Source organism: Kosakonia oryzendophytica (assembly GCF_027886705.1).
In the GTDB taxonomy this organism is placed as follows: domain Bacteria; phylum Pseudomonadota; class Gammaproteobacteria; order Enterobacterales; family Enterobacteriaceae; genus Kosakonia; species Kosakonia oryzendophytica.
Genome location: NZ_CP115659.1, coordinates 1,502,859 through 1,519,319 on the forward strand (window position 1 = coordinate 1,502,859; position 16,461 = coordinate 1,519,319).

The 16,461-nt window shown below is 53.3% G+C and carries 16 protein-coding genes and 2 tRNA genes; 9 read left to right on the plus strand and 9 right to left on the minus strand.

Annotated features, from left to right (window positions below):
• Window positions 1-84 precede the first annotated feature (84 nt).
• Window positions 85-957 (plus strand): helix-turn-helix transcriptional regulator, encoded by an 873-nt coding sequence (locus O9K67_RS07355; RefSeq protein WP_061499836.1) that lies wholly within the window; start codon window positions 85-87, stop codon window positions 955-957.
• Here O9K67_RS07355 and O9K67_RS07360 read toward each other — a convergent pair.
• Both O9K67_RS07360 and O9K67_RS07365 read right to left on the minus strand, forming a co-directional pair.
• Complete coding sequence (locus tag O9K67_RS07360; protein ID WP_061493844.1) at window positions 954-1,319, minus strand: MmcQ/YjbR family DNA-binding protein; 366 nt, start codon at window positions 1,317-1,319, stop codon at window positions 954-956. The genes O9K67_RS07355 and O9K67_RS07360 overlap by 4 nt on opposite strands.
• On the minus strand, window positions 1,309-1,899 hold the full coding sequence (locus tag O9K67_RS07365; RefSeq protein WP_061493845.1) for a TetR/AcrR family transcriptional regulator: 591 nt from the start codon (window positions 1,897-1,899) through the stop codon (window positions 1,309-1,311). The genes O9K67_RS07360 and O9K67_RS07365 overlap by 11 nt, the downstream gene beginning before the upstream one ends.
• Before the next feature lie 177 nt (window positions 1,900-2,076).
• Between O9K67_RS07365 and O9K67_RS07370 the strand changes: the two genes are divergently transcribed.
• Both O9K67_RS07370 and O9K67_RS07375 read left to right on the plus strand, forming a co-directional pair.
• Window positions 2,077-3,192: an MBL fold metallo-hydrolase gene (locus O9K67_RS07370; protein ID WP_271044649.1), complete on the plus strand. Its 1,116-nt coding sequence runs from the start codon at window positions 2,077-2,079 to the stop codon at window positions 3,190-3,192.
• A gap of 38 nt (window positions 3,193-3,230) precedes the next feature.
• Window positions 3,231-3,572, plus strand: coding sequence for a RamA family antibiotic efflux transcriptional regulator (locus O9K67_RS07375; protein ID WP_061493847.1), 342 nt, complete (start codon window positions 3,231-3,233; stop codon window positions 3,570-3,572).
• A gap of 42 nt (window positions 3,573-3,614) precedes the next feature.
• On the opposite strand, the gene O9K67_RS07380 is transcribed toward O9K67_RS07375, so the two are convergent.
• Window positions 3,615-4,010 carry a YfeC-like transcriptional regulator gene (locus tag O9K67_RS07380; RefSeq protein WP_061493848.1) on the minus strand — a complete coding sequence of 132 codons (396 nt, stop codon included), beginning with the start codon at window positions 4,008-4,010 and terminating at the stop codon, window positions 3,615-3,617.
• A 1-nt stretch (window position 4,011) separates the two neighbouring features.
• Entirely contained in the window at window positions 4,012-4,371 is a 360-nt protein-coding gene (locus O9K67_RS07385) for a YfeC-like transcriptional regulator (protein ID WP_061493849.1), read from the minus strand.
• 219 nt (window positions 4,372-4,590) lie between these two features.
• Here O9K67_RS07385 and O9K67_RS07390 point away from each other — a divergent pair.
• From O9K67_RS07390 to O9K67_RS07400, 3 genes are all read left to right on the plus strand, one after another.
• Window positions 4,591-4,666, plus strand: a tRNA-Ala gene (locus O9K67_RS07390).
• A 41-nt stretch (window positions 4,667-4,707) separates the two neighbouring features.
• A tRNA-Ala gene (locus O9K67_RS07395) sits at window positions 4,708-4,783 on the plus strand.
• 207 nt (window positions 4,784-4,990) lie between these two features.
• Window positions 4,991-7,177, plus strand: a complete 2,187-nt coding sequence (locus O9K67_RS07400) for an EAL domain-containing protein (RefSeq protein ID WP_061493850.1) — start codon at window positions 4,991-4,993, stop codon at window positions 7,175-7,177.
• A gap of 48 nt (window positions 7,178-7,225) precedes the next feature.
• On the opposite strand, the gene O9K67_RS07405 is transcribed toward O9K67_RS07400, so the two are convergent.
• A complete protein-coding gene (locus O9K67_RS07405) occupies window positions 7,226-8,413 on the minus strand; it encodes a NupC/NupG family nucleoside CNT transporter (protein ID WP_061493851.1) in 1,188 nt (395 codons plus the stop codon).
• A 353-nt stretch (window positions 8,414-8,766) separates the two neighbouring features.
• On the opposite strand from O9K67_RS07405, the gene O9K67_RS07410 reads away from it, so the two are divergent.
• On the plus strand, window positions 8,767-10,005 hold the full coding sequence (locus O9K67_RS07410; protein ID WP_071889914.1) for an Nramp family divalent metal transporter: 1,239 nt from the start codon (window positions 8,767-8,769) through the stop codon (window positions 10,003-10,005).
• 54 nt (window positions 10,006-10,059) lie between these two features.
• Here the strand turns inward: O9K67_RS07410 and O9K67_RS07415 are convergent, their stop codons facing one another.
• The gene (locus O9K67_RS07415) at window positions 10,060-10,386 is read right to left on the minus strand and encodes a DUF2502 domain-containing protein (RefSeq protein ID WP_061493853.1); all 327 of its coding nucleotides are present in this window, start codon (window positions 10,384-10,386) and stop codon (window positions 10,060-10,062) included.
• Window positions 10,387-10,509: 123 nt separating this feature from the next.
• Window positions 10,510-11,508, minus strand: a complete 999-nt coding sequence (mgrA, locus tag O9K67_RS07420; RefSeq protein ID WP_061493854.1) for an L-glyceraldehyde 3-phosphate reductase — start codon at window positions 11,506-11,508, stop codon at window positions 10,510-10,512.
• A gap of 181 nt (window positions 11,509-11,689) precedes the next feature.
• Here mgrA and O9K67_RS07425 point away from each other — a divergent pair, with 181 nt between their 5' ends.
• The gene (locus O9K67_RS07425; RefSeq protein WP_061493855.1) at window positions 11,690-13,348 is read left to right on the plus strand and encodes an alpha-keto acid decarboxylase family protein; all 1,659 of its coding nucleotides are present in this window, start codon (window positions 11,690-11,692) and stop codon (window positions 13,346-13,348) included.
• On the opposite strand, the gene O9K67_RS07430 is transcribed toward O9K67_RS07425, so the two are convergent.
• Window positions 13,349-14,584: an ion channel protein gene (locus O9K67_RS07430; protein WP_061493856.1), complete on the minus strand. Its 1,236-nt coding sequence runs from the start codon at window positions 14,582-14,584 to the stop codon at window positions 13,349-13,351.
• Between the two features lie 180 nt (window positions 14,585-14,764).
• On the opposite strand from O9K67_RS07430, the gene glk reads away from it, so the two are divergent.
• Complete coding sequence (gene glk / locus O9K67_RS07435) at window positions 14,765-15,730, plus strand: glucokinase (protein WP_061493857.1); 966 nt, start codon at window positions 14,765-14,767, stop codon at window positions 15,728-15,730.
• Here the strand turns inward: glk and O9K67_RS07440 are convergent.
• A complete protein-coding gene (locus tag O9K67_RS07440; protein WP_061493858.1) occupies window positions 15,727-16,455 on the minus strand; it encodes a LytR/AlgR family response regulator transcription factor in 729 nt (242 codons plus the stop codon). The genes glk and O9K67_RS07440 overlap by 4 nt on opposite strands.
• Window positions 16,456-16,461: the final 6 nt, after the last annotated feature.

A 16,461-nucleotide genomic window follows, 5' to 3' on the forward strand; every position in this document is an offset into this window, starting at 1 on the left:
AGATAGACGTAGCATCGCTGATTGAATACACGGGTACCAGTTCTTACCCATACTGGTACTGGCACTACCATGCTGGAGGTGTTTATGACGTTAATGGCGGAACGGCAACCCGTACTGACGGTTCAGGAAGAGAACCGTAAACAACTGGGCGCATTTTTGCGTGCGCGCCGGGAAAGTCTGGATCCGCAGCGGCTGGGATTGCCGCGCAGCGGACGTCGTCGTACGCCGGGCCTGCGCCGGGAAGAGGTTGCGTTACTGGCTGATGTGGGTGTCACCTGGTACACCTGGCTGGAGCAGGGCAGAGAGATGAACCCTTCCGCCAGTGTCTTGCAGGCGGTCGCCAGCGCATTGCAGTGCTCGCCGACGGAAACGCGACATCTGTTTTTACTGGCAGGACTGACGCCAGCAGAGGCGCTCAACGCGCCGCAGTGCGAAGGGATCAGCGAAGGGACGCGTCGTTTGCTGGATAGCCTGTTGCCACAGCCTGCCAGTATTCAGAAAACCAACTTTGATATTGTCGCGTGGAACGTCGCTTTTGAGCGCCTGATGGGCGTGAATTTCGGCGAAATGGCGGAAGAAGACCGCAACTGTATTTACCTCTATCTGACCCATCCGCAGTGGCGTAGCCGTCTGGGTCAGCATGAAAGCGTGTTGCAAACCTTTGTCGCCTATTTTCGCGCGGCAATGGCGGAACACCGTGGCGACCCATTGTGGGAAACCAAACTGGCGCGCTTTTGTGCGGCCTCCGCTGAGTTTGAAGCCTTGTGGCACAAATATCTGGATGTGCGCGGAGTGGAAAATAAACTGAAGCAGTTTGTTCATCCGCAACTGGGTGAGTTTACGCTTCAGCAGATGTACTGGTTTTCTGCGCCGCGTAATGGTTCGCGCCTGCTGGTCTACCTGCCGGTGGATGAACAGGGCGAACACGCGCTGAAATGGCTGGCGGCAAACGCTTAAGGGCGCAGACGTTTTTGATCTTTACGCGGTAAGCCGTCCACTACTCGATCCCATGAGGCCTGAATCAGCGAGGCGAGCAGCGACTCGTCGATCTCCTCACCGGCAAACACCGAAATCCAGTGTTTCTTGTTCATGTGGTATCCCGGCTCAATGCTGGGGTAAATTTGCTGGTTGAGCAGCGACATTTGCGGCTCCGCCTTCATCGTCACCATCGGCCTGCCGTGGGCGGTGGTGGTCATCATAAAAATCTTACCGCACACTTTGAACACATCATGCTCCGGGCCGAAAGGCCAGCAGTGCTCGGTAAAGGGCAACGCCAGTGCAAGGCGATGGGCAGTGGCCTGCAGGGTTTTACTGTCCATCTTTTTCCTCTGACGCCAGTGCGCGCCACATCGCTTCAAAACCGAGGCGTTTGATCTCTTTCATGCGGGAAGGGTCGCGGCCGGCAAAGGTAATGGTGGTATCCGCCATCGACAGGAAGATGGCATCGCCGAAGGGGGCAAACTCGCCGTCTAAAAAGATGGGCAGCACCGAACGATGACAAAGTTCATGGAGTTCCGGGAAGATGTCTGTCACCTGTTGTTTGGTTTCCGGGGTGAGTTTTTCGCTCACCGCGATCTGGCGTACAGCCTGGTGCCCGCAAGGGTGGCGAATGCCCCAGTCGATATAACTGTTCCAGATAGAGTGCGTATGCTCTTTCGGATCGCTGATGGTGCGATCGAGGTTGTCGAGCATGGTACCGCAGAGATCGGTTTTCAGGTGCAGGTAAAGCGCATTCAGCAAATCGTCCTTGGTGGCGAAGTAGCGAAACAGCGTGCCTTCAGCGACGCCCGCATTACGGGCTATTAACGCGGTTGAGGCCGCGATCCCTGACTCTGCAATCGCTTTGGTTGCCGCTTCCAGTAACGCCATTTTTTTGTCTTCACTCTTTGGACGAGCCACTCCACTTTTCCTCTCACGCTATAAAAACCACGATTGAAACACGCCCTCTGTAACGCTGCAACGTCGGATGTCAAATAAAAAAAATCATCTTGACGGTTTATTGCTCCTCTCTATAATGAGTGCTTACTCACTCATAATCAAGTTTAACCAGCGTCGTATCCAGGGAAAGGATCGATTTTGTCGGGTAAGGATATGAAGCGTCTCATTCTCAGCGTGGTTCTTGTTATGCTCGTTGCGTCCGCCGCAAGTTTACCGTTTGTTCTGAGTGCCGGTTTTGGTCAGTTGCCGCAGGGTGAGCAACTGACGGCAGTCGAAAAATCGCCGAATTATCACGATGGCAAATTCCAGAACACGTTGCCTACGCCGGGCTTTACCGGAAAGAAAAATATGCTGGCCGCGTGGTGGGACTTTTTAGTGACTAAACGCGAAAACGCGCGCCCGCAACAACCCTTACCGATAGTGCACACCGATCTTGCCAGTCTGCCCTTGGCAGAGGATACCCTGGTGTGGATGGGACACTCCTCCTGGTATCTGCAACTGGCGGGTAAACGCATTCTTATCGATCCGGTTCTGAGCGACTATGCAGCACCGTTTTCGTTCCTCAATAAAGCGTTTGCAGGCAATGAGGCGTGGACGGCACAAAGCATGCCGGAAATCGATCTGCTGATTATTTCTCATGACCATTACGACCATCTGGATTACGCCACCATCAAAGCGCTGATGCCCAAAATTAAACGCGTGGTGACGCCGCTTGGCGTGGGGTCTCACCTGCGTTACTGGGGGATGGATCCGGCAATTATTGAGGAAGCGGACTGGCAGCAGAAAGTGGCCATCAGTGATGATCTCACCGTGCATGTGCTGCCTGCGCGACACTTCTCCGGACGTGGTCTGAAGCGTAACCAGACGCTGTGGGCAAGCTTTATGTTCGTGACACCGGAACGCAAGGTCTACTACAGCGGGGATACCGGCTATGGCCCGCATTTTAAAGCCATAGGCGAACACTTTGGCGCAGTGGACGTCGCCATTATGGAAAACGGCCAGTATGACGAGGATTGGAAGTACATACATATGATGCCGGAAGAGGCCGCACAAGCGGCGCAGGAGCTTAATGCACGTGCGGTTCTGCCGGGCCACGCGGGGCGTTTTGTGTTGGCAAAACATACCTGGGATGATCCCTACAAACGGCTGGCGGCAGCGAGCCTTGGCAAAAGTTATCGCTTACTGACACCGAGACTGGGCGAGCCTGTGTTTGCAGCTGACAGCGCGCAACGCTTTCGCGCCTGGTGGGAATAAACCCGTTTACTAATCGAAGAGCAGAGGGGGAGCGCAGTATGACTATTTCCGCTCAGGTTATCGACACCATCGTCGAGTGGATCGACGACAATCTCCATCAACCATTACGTATTGATGATATTGCAGCGCATGCGGGCTATTCCAAATGGCATTTGCAGCGGCTTTTCTTGCAGTACAAAGGAGAGAGTTTAGGGCGTTATATTCGCGAGCGTAAACTCTCGCTTGCAGCCCGGGATTTACGCGATACCGATCAGAGGGTTTACGACATTTGTCTGAAATATGGCTTTGATTCGCAGCAAACCTTCACGCGTATTTTTACCCGCACGTTCAATCTGCCACCGGGAGCTTACCGGCGTGAGAATCATCAGCACACGCACTGATGGTCAGTGATAAAAAAACCGGCTACTTTGAGCCGGTTTTTTTTACTCCTCCACGGTTTGCGCAATACCCAGCCGGTGTAAGAAACCGCAAATGCCTTCACGCGCCAGTAATAGCGCAAGCTGGTGCTGCTCGTCGGGGGTCATATTATTCAGAACCTTCATGATTTCCCGCAGTGGGGTGCTTTCTGCTGCGCCATACGGTACAGAAGGCTCGGCGATGGAATAGGAGGTGGTTCGCTGGCGCATGGTGGGCGTTTTCATAATAAAGTTGCGTACATCTTTATTGATATGGATAAGTCTGGCGCGCCCACCTTTTACACCGGGTAAATTTTCGGTTTGCCAACCTTGTTCACGGATCCAGCGATTCACGGTCTGCTTTGCGACGCCGATAAAATCCGCTAACTCTTCGGTGGTCATTTTGCTGGCTAGTTTCATCATCTTATTTCTGTTCGCGGATACCCAGGCGTTGTAATAACCCGGTAATACCGTCACGTATTAACAGAGAGGAGAATTGCTTTTGCTCGGTGTCGGTCATCTCTTTCACCAGCGTGATAAGCAACATTTCGAGGGATGTGTCGTGCGACATAGCGCCGGAAACGGTGTGTTCTTCCGGACGTTGGGCACTGAGAATAAAAGCGCGAACCTGTTCGTTCACATGGACCAGGCGGGCTTTTCCGCCTTGTACGCCAGGTTTGGGGGACGTTACCCATCCCTCTTTGCGCACCCATTTATTGATTGTCTGGCGGCTGTAACCGGTGAGGCTTGCCAACTCGTCTGGGGTCATTCGTTCCTTGAGCATGTAATTCCCGAGTGGTTGTAAGGGTAATTAATGACTTATGTTATAGCACCATTTAACAGGAAAATGTGACAGGTTTAACTACTGGTTGCGACCAGGCGCGCAATGTCTTTCATTTGCATGCTTTTTCAGCGATTGAATAAGGCGGAGAGATTTTGCCGTTGACACCTGGCAAGGGAATTCATATTATGCCGCCCGTCAACACGACACGCTTTACGCAATGGGGCTATAGCTCAGCTGGGAGAGCGCTTGCATGGCATGCAAGAGGTCAGCGGTTCGATCCCGCTTAGCTCCACCAAATTCCGCACCCAACGGATTTGGCGCGTAAAGAAACATTGTGGGGCTATAGCTCAGCTGGGAGAGCGCTTGCATGGCATGCAAGAGGTCAGCGGTTCGATCCCGCTTAGCTCCACCAAAATCTCAAACCCTCGCGTTTACGCGGGGGTTTTTTCGTTTCTGAGCTTCTGTCAATTGCACTCAGGCTGTTGTAACAACTCTTAGGTGGTTAACCTCAGAAAAGACTAAGAGTGTTTATTGGCCTGGTAACTTGATCCATAAAACGAATAAATCTATTATCCGGCTACTTACCCTTTTCCCGGCCAGGAGTTTGCGCATTATTTTAATGAAGAACCGAAATGACAGTTATGTGCGAAAATTCCTTTTGGCATTAATTCTTTGTCTGATCGCCGTCCCTGTTTCCCGTATTATTTCGCCGAAAACGGTGGTCAATGCCAGCGATATTTATCTGGCCTGGTTGCCGTTAAGTGTTATGCTGGCCATTATTTTACTTTTTGGGCGGCATGGTGTTGTGCCTGTTATTCTCGGTTTCGCATTGATAAACGAGAGCGTTCTGCATTTACCGGGAATAGAGGCGGCGGTGCTGTTATTTTGCCTGACATTCCCTGTGCTGCTGGCCTGCGCGGTCGTCCGCTGGCGGCTCGGTTCGCGTTGGCGTCATGGCATCCCGAATAAAGATATGGGGATCCGTATTTTATGGTTGGGGTTTATTGCTCCGCTCGGCATAAAATGTTCAATGTATATTGCGGGTATCTGGTTTAACTATCCAATTCATTTGTCGGGATTTTTTAATTCCAGTTCCGTTATTTATTCCATTATTGATATTCAGAGCCTGATTGTTGCATCACTAATATTCACGATGATTATATATTTTCCGCTAAGGATGATGATTAATCCTCATTTTTTCCGCACATTCTGGCGACAGAGTATTAAACCCTGGCTTTCAGCAGAGAAGCGTCTGTTTACCCTTTTCTGGATCGCAGCGCTGATCGCCATGGTTATTACCCTCTGTCTCCCTTATCAGTCCGAGTATATTGCGGGCTACCTGGTGCCGGTTCTGTTTATTCTCTTTACTTTTGGCATCAGCAGGTTAAGCCATCCACTTTTGATGTTGTGTTGGGGATGCGCTGCATTCGCGCTGATGGTGTATAACGACAGCTTTCTGCACGGCGTGCATTCCGACTATTCGCTGGCGTTTGTGATGTCGGTATTGATTTGTTTCACCATTTCTATGCTGTATATGATGCGCATTTATACCCATAGCGAATGGCTGAAAGGGCGCTGGCAGGCCCAGGCAATGACCGATCCTTTAACCGGCTTGCCCAACCTGCGCGCACTGGAAAAAATGCTCGACGCGCAGCCCTCCTGCATTGTCTGCTGCTTGCATATGCAGAATGTGGAATTCCTGAGTCGCCATTTTGGCATGATGATGCGCGTGCATGTAAAACGCAGCGTAACGCGTGAGCTGCAACCCTTACTGCAGGAGGGAGAAACCCTCTTTCAGCTTCCCGGAAATGAACTGCTGTTAAAACTGAACGGGCCAGACATCGCCGGGCGTTTGCAACATATGGTGCGTTATCTTAATAGCCGTCGTATCTACTGGAACGCCACTGCGCTGGATATTGAGTTTGGTATCTCGTGGGGAGAATTACAGGCTTCAGGGAAAGAGCTGCATCACACGCTGGGGCAGTTAAGCTGGCTTTCGGAACAGGCCTCCCTGGGGCAGCAGGTACTGGCGCTCACCAATAGTCTGCAAGAGGTGACCGACCAGACCACCGATCGGGTCCTGCTGCTCAACAAAGTGAAGCGGGCGCTGGATAACAACGGCACCGTGCTTTATGGTCAGCCTATCGTTAATGCGCAAGGTATCGGATATCAGGAGATCCTCAGCCGGCTGGTCTGTGATGGCGAGTTGCTAACGCCGGACCAGTTTATCCCGGTGATTGCGCAGTTCAATTTGAGCACCCGTTTTGATATGCAAGTGGTGGATCGCTTACTACAATGGATGCAGCAGCATCCTGGCCCACATGGTGGCGCGCGCTTTTCGGTTAATCTGATGCCGTTAACGCTAATGCAGAACGATTTTGTTGCGCAGCTTCTTTCTCTCTTTGACCGCTATGCCGTGTCGCCGCAGGCGGTGATCATTGAGATCACCGAAGAGCAGGCGCTCTCGCACTCTGAAGTGAGTATTCACAACATTCAACGATTGCGCGAAGCCGGTTTCAAAATTGCTATCGACGATTTTGGTACCGGCTATGCGAACTTTGAACGTCTGAAGCGCTTGCAGGCGGATATCATCAAGATAGACGGTTGTTTCGTGCGGGATATTCTGAACGATCCTCAGGATGTGATGATCGTGAAAGCCATCTGCGAGGTGGCGAAAGGGAAGTCGCTGACAGTGGTGGCGGAGTATGTGGAAAACGAAGCCCAGCGCGCACTGCTGTTGCAAGCCGGGGTCGATTATTTGCAAGGTTACTTATTAGGGAAACCGCAACTGCTGGCGGAGAGATAAAAAAACCGGGGCTATCCCCGGTTTTCAATATTCAAGGCCATCCGGCAATCAGATCACCAGTGCCGCAATCGCAGCAGACAGCACACTCACCAGCGTAGAGCCGTAAACCAGTTTCAGACCAAAGCGGGAAACCACGTTGCCTTGCTCTTCGTTCAGGCCCTTAATCGCACCGGCGATAATACCGATAGAAGAGAAGTTAGCGAAGGAGACCAGGAACACAGAGAGGATACCTTCCGCACGCGGAGAGAGGTTGGCCGCGATTTTCTGCAGATCCATCATCGCCACGAATTCATTGGACACCAGTTTGGTTGCCATGATGCTCGCCACTTGCAGCGCTTCATGGGCCGGTACACCCAGCACCCAGGCGATGGGGTAGAAGATATAGCCCAGAATGCCCTGGAAAGAGATACCAAAAATCGCAGCGAACAGCGCGTTCAGACCGGAAATCAGCGCGATAAAGCCAATCAGCATCGCCGCAACGATAATCGCCACTTTGAAGCCCGCCAGAATGTATTCGCCCAGCATTTCAAAGAAGCTCTGACCTTCATGCAGTCTCGCCATCTGCAGATTTTCTTCGCTCTCTTCCACACGGTAGGGGTTGATCAGCGACAGCACGATAAAGGTACTGAACATGTTCAGTACCAGCGCCGCAACAACATATTTCGGCTGCAACATGGTCATGTAAGCGCCAACGATGGACATTGACACTGTCGACATGGCCGTTGCCGCCATGGTGTACATACGGTTACGAGACATTTTGCCGAGGATATCTTTATAGGCAATAAAGTTCTCGGACTGACCCAGAATCAGGGAGCTGACGGCGTTAAATGACTCCAGTTTGCCCATGCCGTTCACTTTCGACAGCACCGTACCGATGGCGCGGATAATAATCGGCAGCACGCGAATGTGTTGCAGAATACCGATAAGCGCGGAAATAAAGACAATCGGGCACAGCACTTTCAGGAAGAAGAACGCCAGGCCTTCGTCATTCATTTTACCGAATACGAAGTTGGTACCTTCGTTGGCGAAACCGAGCAGTTTTTCAAACATTTCGGAGAAGCCTTTCACGAAGCCCAGGCCGATATCTGAGTTCAGGAAGAACCAGGCCAGTAAAACTTCAATAACCAGCAATTGAATAACAAAGCGGATGCGGATTTTCTTGCGATCGCTGCTTACGAGCAAGGCAAGCAGCGCCACAACAGCAAGCGCCAGGACAAAGTGCAGAACGCGGGACATATTTGCTCCAAATATGAGACGGGTAGAAATTTCTTGCACATTCTATGTAACAAGCTAAAAGAAAACGAGATCAAACACACACTATATTAATGACCTGTGACCAGACTCAAAATTAGTGATCCATCATACATTTCTGCTATGTTAAGTAAGTGGGTGAAAAGTTGCGCCTTGATGCTAAACTCTTAACATAACGCTGCGGCAGATCCCGTTGCCGCCGTCACCATACTGGACATCCAGCCCTTCTATCGTTTCTGGCTATCAGAGAAATCAGGTAAATCCATCTAAATGAACTTGATAATCATTCTCATTTTGATAGCATGAAACATAGCAAAGGCTATATTTAAGGGCATAAAATGAACAGTAGTCGCGTTGAGAATAGCAGTGGGCGGGCAGCGCGCAAGCTAAGGTTCGCGTTAATGGGACCGGCGTTCATTGCGGCGATTGGCTATATCGATCCCGGCAACTTTGCCACCAATATTCAGGCGGGGGCAAGTTTCGGCTATCAGCTCTTGTGGGTCGTTGTATGGGCCAACTTAATGGCGATGCTGATTCAGTTGCTCTCGGCCAAACTCGGTATCGCCACTGGCAAAAACCTGGCTGAGCAGATCCGCGATCACTATCCACGCCCGGTGGTCTGGTTTTACTGGGTACAGGCGGAAATTATCGCCATGGCCACTGACCTCGCGGAATTTATTGGCGCCGCTATCGGTTTTAAAATGATCCTCGGTGTTTCGTTATTGCAAGGCGCGGTGCTGACCGGGGTTGCTACCTTTCTCATTTTGATGCTGCAACGACGCGGGCAAAAACCGTTAGAGAAGGTGATCGGCGGGTTGTTGCTGTTTGTTGCAGCGGCATACATTGTCGAACTGGTGTTTTCTCAGCCGCGGCTGGCAGAGCTGACGAAAGGGATTGTGATTCCCAGCTTACCTGGAACAGATGCCGTCTTTCTCGCTGCCGGGGTGTTGGGGGCAACCATTATGCCGCATGTGATTTATCTGCACTCTTCCCTGACGCAGCATTTGCACCAGGGAACCCAGCGCCAGCGTTATTCAGCCACCAAATGGGATGTGGGGATTGCCATGACCATCGCCGGTTTTGTGAATCTGGCCATGATGGCCACCGCTGCCGCGGCTTTCCATTTTAACGGGCATACGGGGATTGCCGATTTGGATCAGGCTTACCTCACGCTGGAGCCATTATTGAGTCACGCAGCCGCCACCATTTTTGGTCTGAGTCTGGTGGCGGCAGGCCTCTCTTCAACGGTGGTTGGTACGCTGGCGGGGCAGGTGGTGATGCAAGGGTTTGTGCGTTTCCACATTCCGCTATGGGTTCGCCGCACTATCACCATGATGCCCTCGTTTATTGTTATCTGGCTGGGGCTGGATCCGACGCAAATTCTGGTGATGAGCCAGGTGTTGCTGAGCTTCGGTATTGCGCTGGCGTTGGTGCCGCTGCTGATATTCACCAGCAATCGCGCGCTGATGGGGGAACTGGTGAATACATCGCTGATTAAGCGTACCGGCTGGGTGATTGTGATACTGGTGGTCAGTTTAAATGGCTGGTTGTTAGTGGGAACTGCGGCAGGTTTATAACATCCTGTTTACCCATCACCACAAAAAAAGGAGCGCATGCGCTCCTTTTTCGTATTAATGATGATGCCAGCGACCGCCTCGAGGTCCACGGTGGTCATCGCGATCGTTCCAGCCTTCACGGTAGCCGCGTTCATAGGCGTCGCGTTTATCCCAACCGCGATGCCATCCGCGGTCGTGTTTATACCAGTGGTTGCCGCGCCATTCATAGTTGCGACCCCAGTAGTCACGGTCGCGCCAGCGGCCGCCGTCCCAGTAGTTACCGTAATTATCGCGATCGCCAATTTGTAATTTTACAGATGGCAACAGGGTGATTTCGCCAGCATTAGCGACCAGGGGCGCTGAAGCCATTAACACTGCTGCCAGAATCAGTGACCTGAACATACTCTTCTCCTTCACGATCGGGGCCGAAACGGCCTGTTACAACAATCTTACGGGGCGGTAAAACCCCGTATTATTGGCGGAACTCCTAAATCATGAATAGCAGCACTTTTTGCTAAAAAAGCGTTATTTTGCACCGCTGAGAATAGCGTCGATTTCCTTACATTCTGCTGCGCTGAAATCCCGATTGGTCAGCATGCCAACGGCATCGTCCAGTTGCCCGATCTTGCTGGCACCAATCAGCACCGAGGTCACTTTGCCGCCGCGTAGCACCCAGGCCAGTGCCATCTGCGACAGTTTCTGTCCTCGCCGTTGAGCCACAGCATTTAGCGCGTGTACTGTCGCCAGCTTTTCATCAGTAAGCTGATCCGGATTAAGAAAACGACTGCCGCTGGCAGCACGGGAATCCGCCGGGATACCATGCAGATAGCGGTCCGTTAATTGCCCACCCGCGAGCGGAGAGAAGGCAATGCAGCCGACGCCTTTTTGCTGCAACGCATCCAGCAGTTCGGTTTCCACCCACCGTTCAAACATAGAGTATTTAGGTTGGTGGATCAGACACGGTGTGCCCAGGTCGTTGAGAATGTCGATAGCTTCACGCGCCAATGCTGCCGGGTAGTTAGACAACCCGACGTACAGCGCTTTACCCTGGCGCACAATATGATCCAGTGCGCGCATGGTCTCTTTCAGCGGCGTTTCCGGGTCCGGACGATGGTGGTAGAAGATATCCACATATTCGAGCCCCATCCGGCGCAGGCTTTGATCAAGGCTGGCGATCAGGTATTTGCGCGAACCCCAGTCGCCATAGGGGCCATCCCACATGGTGTATCCCGCTTTACTGGAGATAATCAGCTCGTCGCGCCAGGGGAGGAAATCTTCCCGCAAAATGCGGCCGAAATTGCTCTCTGCGGATCCGGGGGGCGGCCCGTAATTGTTAGCCAGATCGAAATGGGTAATGCCAAGATCGAATGCGTGCCGCAGTAATTGCCGACTGTTTTCCAACAGCGTGGCGTCGCCAAAGTTATGCCACAGCCCGAATGAAATCGCCGGGAGTTTAAGCCCACTATCACCACAGCGCGAGTAGACCATTTTTTCGTAACGTGCGGAATCTGCCTGATAAACCATGCCGTTGCCCCTGTGAAGTCATCATGCCTTCAGTGTATGCGTTTACATCGCCGGACCAATGAGATTACACCGGGCGTTATCGTAAAGCTTGCTTTCCACCCCTGATATGGCGCGTATCCTGGACTCTCATCACAGTTCTTCAATACTCAGTGAAGAACTAAAGTCTGGAAGGATCAATGTCATGCAAACTGATTACTCTGTTGCCGACTATCTGCTGGACAGGCTCGCTGGCTGTGGCATTCACCATTTGTTCGGCGTGCCGGGCGACTATAACCTGCAATTTCTTGATCACGTCATTCAACATCCGGCGGTCCACTGGGTTGGCTGCGCCAACGAACTTAACGCTGCCTATGCCGCCGACGGCTACGGGCGTTGCCGGGGGGCTGGCGCTTTGCTTACCACCTTTGGCGTGGGGGAATTAAGCGCCATTAACGGCATTGCTGGCAGTTTTGCTGAGTATGTACCGGTGCTGCATATCGTTGGCGCACCGTGTAGCGCAGTGCAGCAACGTGGCGAATTACTGCACCATACACTCGGCGACGGGGATTTTCGCCACTTCTGGCGGATGAGCGAACCGGTTACTGCCGCGCGCGCCATTTTAACGGCGCAAAATGCCTGCTATGAAATCGACCGGGTTATCAGCACCATGCTGACAGAGTCACGTCCCGGTTACCTGATGTTACCGGCTGATGTCGCCAAAATGGCAGCGACACCGCCTGTAACCACTATCACTTCCCCGGTAATGCAATCCGACGAAACGCGCCTTGATGCGTTTCGCCGTCATGCACAGGCGCTGATTTCGGGCAGTCCACGCGTTGCGCTACTGGCGGATTTTCTTGCTCGTCGCTTCGGCGTACAGAAAATGTTGCAATGCTGGATGCGTGATTTCCCCGTCCCCCATGCCACGATGCTGATGGGGAAAGGGCTATTTGATGAAACACAACCCGGGTTTGTGGGCACTTACAGCGGTGCCGCAAGCCCGCCAACAGTACGCGAAGCCATAGAAGGGGCGGACACGGTGATTTGTGTGGGCGCTCGTTTCACCGATACGCTGACCGCCGGGTTTAGCCAGCAGTTGCCACGGGAACGGACTATCGACATTCAGCCGTTCGCCGCGCGGGTAGGGGAAACCTGGTTCAGCGGCGTGTCGATGCGCGATGCGGTGAATACCCTGATCTCGGTGTGCCGCCATCTTCCGCGCAACCCGCCTAAGCAGGTTAATCACACTGACGTGCCGCCCCGCGTTCATCAGGGGACGCTGGATCAGTCAGCACTCTGGCAAACACTGCAAGATATTATCCGTCCTGGCGATATCCTCCTGGCCGATCAGGGAACCGCGGCGTTTGGCGCAGCGGATTTGCGCTTGCCTGCGGAAGTCGATTTTTTGGTACAACCGTTATGGGGATCGATCGGTTTTTGTCTGCCCGCCGCGTTTGGCGCGCAAACAGCGTGCCCGGAACGGCGGGTGATTTTGCTCAGCGGCGATGGTGCGGCTCAGTTAACCATTCAGGAACTGGGGTCGATGCTACGCGACGGTCTGCGGCCCATCATTATATTGCTGAATAATGATGGGTATACGGTGGAACGTGCCATTCATGGCGCGCAGCAGCGTTATAACGACATTGCTCGCTGGAACTGGACGCATATTCCGCATGCACTTAGCCATGATTGTCAGGCTGAGTGCTGGCGGGTCAGCGAAACGGTACAACTGGCCGAGGCACTGGAAGCTGCCGCCCATCATCACCGCCTCGCGCTGATTGAAGTCATGCTGCCGAAGACAGATCTCCCTGATTTGTTGCGTGACGTCACCCGCTCGCTTGAAGCGCGCAACAACCAGTGATCATTTGTCCCGCCGGGGAGCAACCATCATTGGCTTCCCGGCCAGCAACAGCCAGGCAGGAAGCATCACGATGCATAACAATGGCAGCAGTGTCGTGTCCGGCACAACGACAGCGGCAAGAAACAGGCTTAACCAGCCATCCCGCGTGACCACCAGCACCAGACCAAGCACTGCACAGGAGACGGTAACCGCCGCTGGTACCGCGTCCACATGTTGGTGCAACATCAGACCTAGCGCCACCCCGACGAACACCGCCGGGAAAATACGCCCACCGCGGAACCCGCACGCTGTTGCTACCACCAGCGCCGCCAGTTTTATCACCGCAAACAGCAGATAATCGCTGACGGTGAATGTCTGCGCAAAGGCCAGTTGCTGCATCTCATCCAGCCCCTTAAACAGGGTGATATTACCGCCCATGATGCCAAGAATACCGAGCAGAAACCCACCAATGCCCAGCGCAAGCACCGGATTTTTTAGCCGCTGCATAAGCTGATGCAGGCGGGGTAAACACCAGACCGCAACCATCCCCAGCGCGATGGCGAGCATGGTGACGACCGCACCGCTGATGATATCGACAATGTGCAACTGCGGATAATGGGGAATCGGTAGAGTGAAATGGGGATGCGACAGCACCGTGGTGGTCAGCGCGCCAGCAGCAGCGGCCATCAGTGGGGCGAACAGACGATCCCATAGCGGTACATCATTACTGGCGGTCAGCGTTTGTGAAAAGATCAGCGCTGCTGCAACCGGGGTACCAAACAGTGCGCCAAGTGTGCCCGCAGAGGCCAAAATCGTCCAGTCCAGTGGGGCGACTCGCGGAAATGCGCGCGCGCCAATCGCCACCGCCAGCGCAATATTCAGCACCATCACCGGGTGTTCAGGCCCGAGGCTGACGCCGCCCGCCAGCCCAAGGATCAATGCCAGCACCAGACCCGGCAGCGCATTGACGGCAACCGGCGCGCTGATCAACGGCTCGGTCGCCGGATCAGGGCCGCCATGACCCGTGCTAAAGCGGATCACCAACCCAACGGCCACACCCGTCAGTGTCAACATCAGCAGGATCCAGCCGGGAGAGTCCGGATCGACTCCCAGCCGCCAGGGAATGCCGAACCATAAAATGGATTGTAAGACTGCGGCGATTTTCATCACCAGCAGGAGTACGAGGCTTGAGGCTACGCCAATCGTCAGTGCTGGCAGCGCCAGCAATAACAGGGTTCTGGCTCGCGGATGGAGCATGCTTATGTCCTTTTACCGGAAGAGTGTCGCAGTGGCTGCTAACAGAGCCGAAACCACGAAGTTAATCTGTGACGAAGATCGATAATCCTGGGGCACTCGTGTTATGGTCATTGTCGTTAAAGCGCCTTGAATTTACAGTGTGCCAAAGATTTATTCTGACTTTAGCGGAGCCGTAAAAGAATGACAAAATATGCTTTAGTGGGAGACGTAGGCGGCACTAACGCGCGCTTAGCGTTATGCGATGTCGACAGCGGCGTCATCTCCCGGGCCAAGACCTACTCCGGCCTCGACTACCCAAGCCTGGAAGCTGTGGTACGTGTATACCTTGAGGAGCACGGCGTGAGCGTGGAGGACGGGTGTATCGCCATTGCCTGCCCGATCACCGGTGACTGGGTAGCGATGACCAACCACACCTGGGCTTTTTCCATCGCAGAAATGAAGAAAAACCTTGGCTTCGCCCATCTGGAAATCATTAACGATTTTACGGCTGTGTCGATGGCGATCCCGATGCTGAAACAAGAGCATCTGATCCAGTTTGGCGGCGCTAAGCCGGTGGAAGGCAAGCCGATCGCCGTTTACGGTGCGGGCACCGGCCTTGGCGTCGCGCACCTGGTGCATGTGGATAAACGCTGGGTGAGCTTGCCGGGCGAGGGCGGTCATGTGGATTTTGCGCCCAACAGCGAAGAAGAAGGGATTATCCTTGAAGAGCTGCGCAGTGAGATTGGTCATGTCTCCGCCGAGCGTGTGCTGTCCGGCCCCGGGCTTGTGAACCTCTACCGCGCAATTGTGAAATCCGACGGGCGTTTGCCGGAAAATCTGCAACCGAAAGATGTAACCGAGCGCGCGCTGGCGGATAGCTGCATCGATTGTCGCCGCGCACTGTCACTATTCTGCGTCATTATGGGGCGCTTCGGCGGCAACCTGGCGCTGAACCTTGGCACCTTTGGCGGCGTCTACATTGCCGGCGGGATTGTACCGCGCTTCCTCGATTTCTTTACCGCTTCCGGTTTTCGCGGCGGCTTTGAAGATAAAGGCCGTTTTAAATCCTACGTCGAGGATATTCCGGTTTATCTTATCGTCCACGACAATCCGGGGCTGTTAGGCGCAGGCGCGCACCTGCGCCAGACACTGGGCTACTATCTCTAGATCGCCATTAACTGCCGAAACTCTTTTACCTTACTGCGGCTGACGGGCACCTGAAACTCCAGGTCGCGCAGCCGCAAAATATAGGTATTGTTAAACCATGGCTCTATTTCGCGGATCTTATCCAGATTGACGCAGTAGGAGCGGTGGCAACGGAAGAAATGCGCCGCTGGCAGTTTGCTGCAAAATTCGGTGATATTCATCGGCATCACGTAAGACTCCCGCTTCGTGTAGACGAAGGTCATCTTCTCATGTGCTTCCGCATAATAGATATCATGAATGCTGGTGACGATAATGCGTTCGTCTTTCACCAGATTGATGGTCGCGTTTTCCCGTGGCTGCGGGTTTGTAGTCGCGCCAGTGTGTTGTTGCCACGCATGTTCCAGCTTTTGCAACATGCTGATAATACGTGACTCCTGATAAGGTTTAAGGATGTAGTCAAACGCTTCCAGTTCGAAGGCTTCGACCGCATGCTCTTTCCAGGCGGTAATAAACACGATAAAGGGTTTGTGGGCGAACTGGCTGATGTTCTGCGCCAGCAATACACCGTCCAGCGAGGGAATGTTGATATCGAGAAAAATGGCGTCGACTTTATTGTGTTGCAGGTACTTCAGTACGTCGAGACCGTCGTCAAACGTGCCGACAATCTCCATCTGACTGTGCGCTTTAATCAGCCAGCTTAGCTCCTGTTGCGCCAGGATTTCATCTTCAACAATGATGACTTTCATTCACAT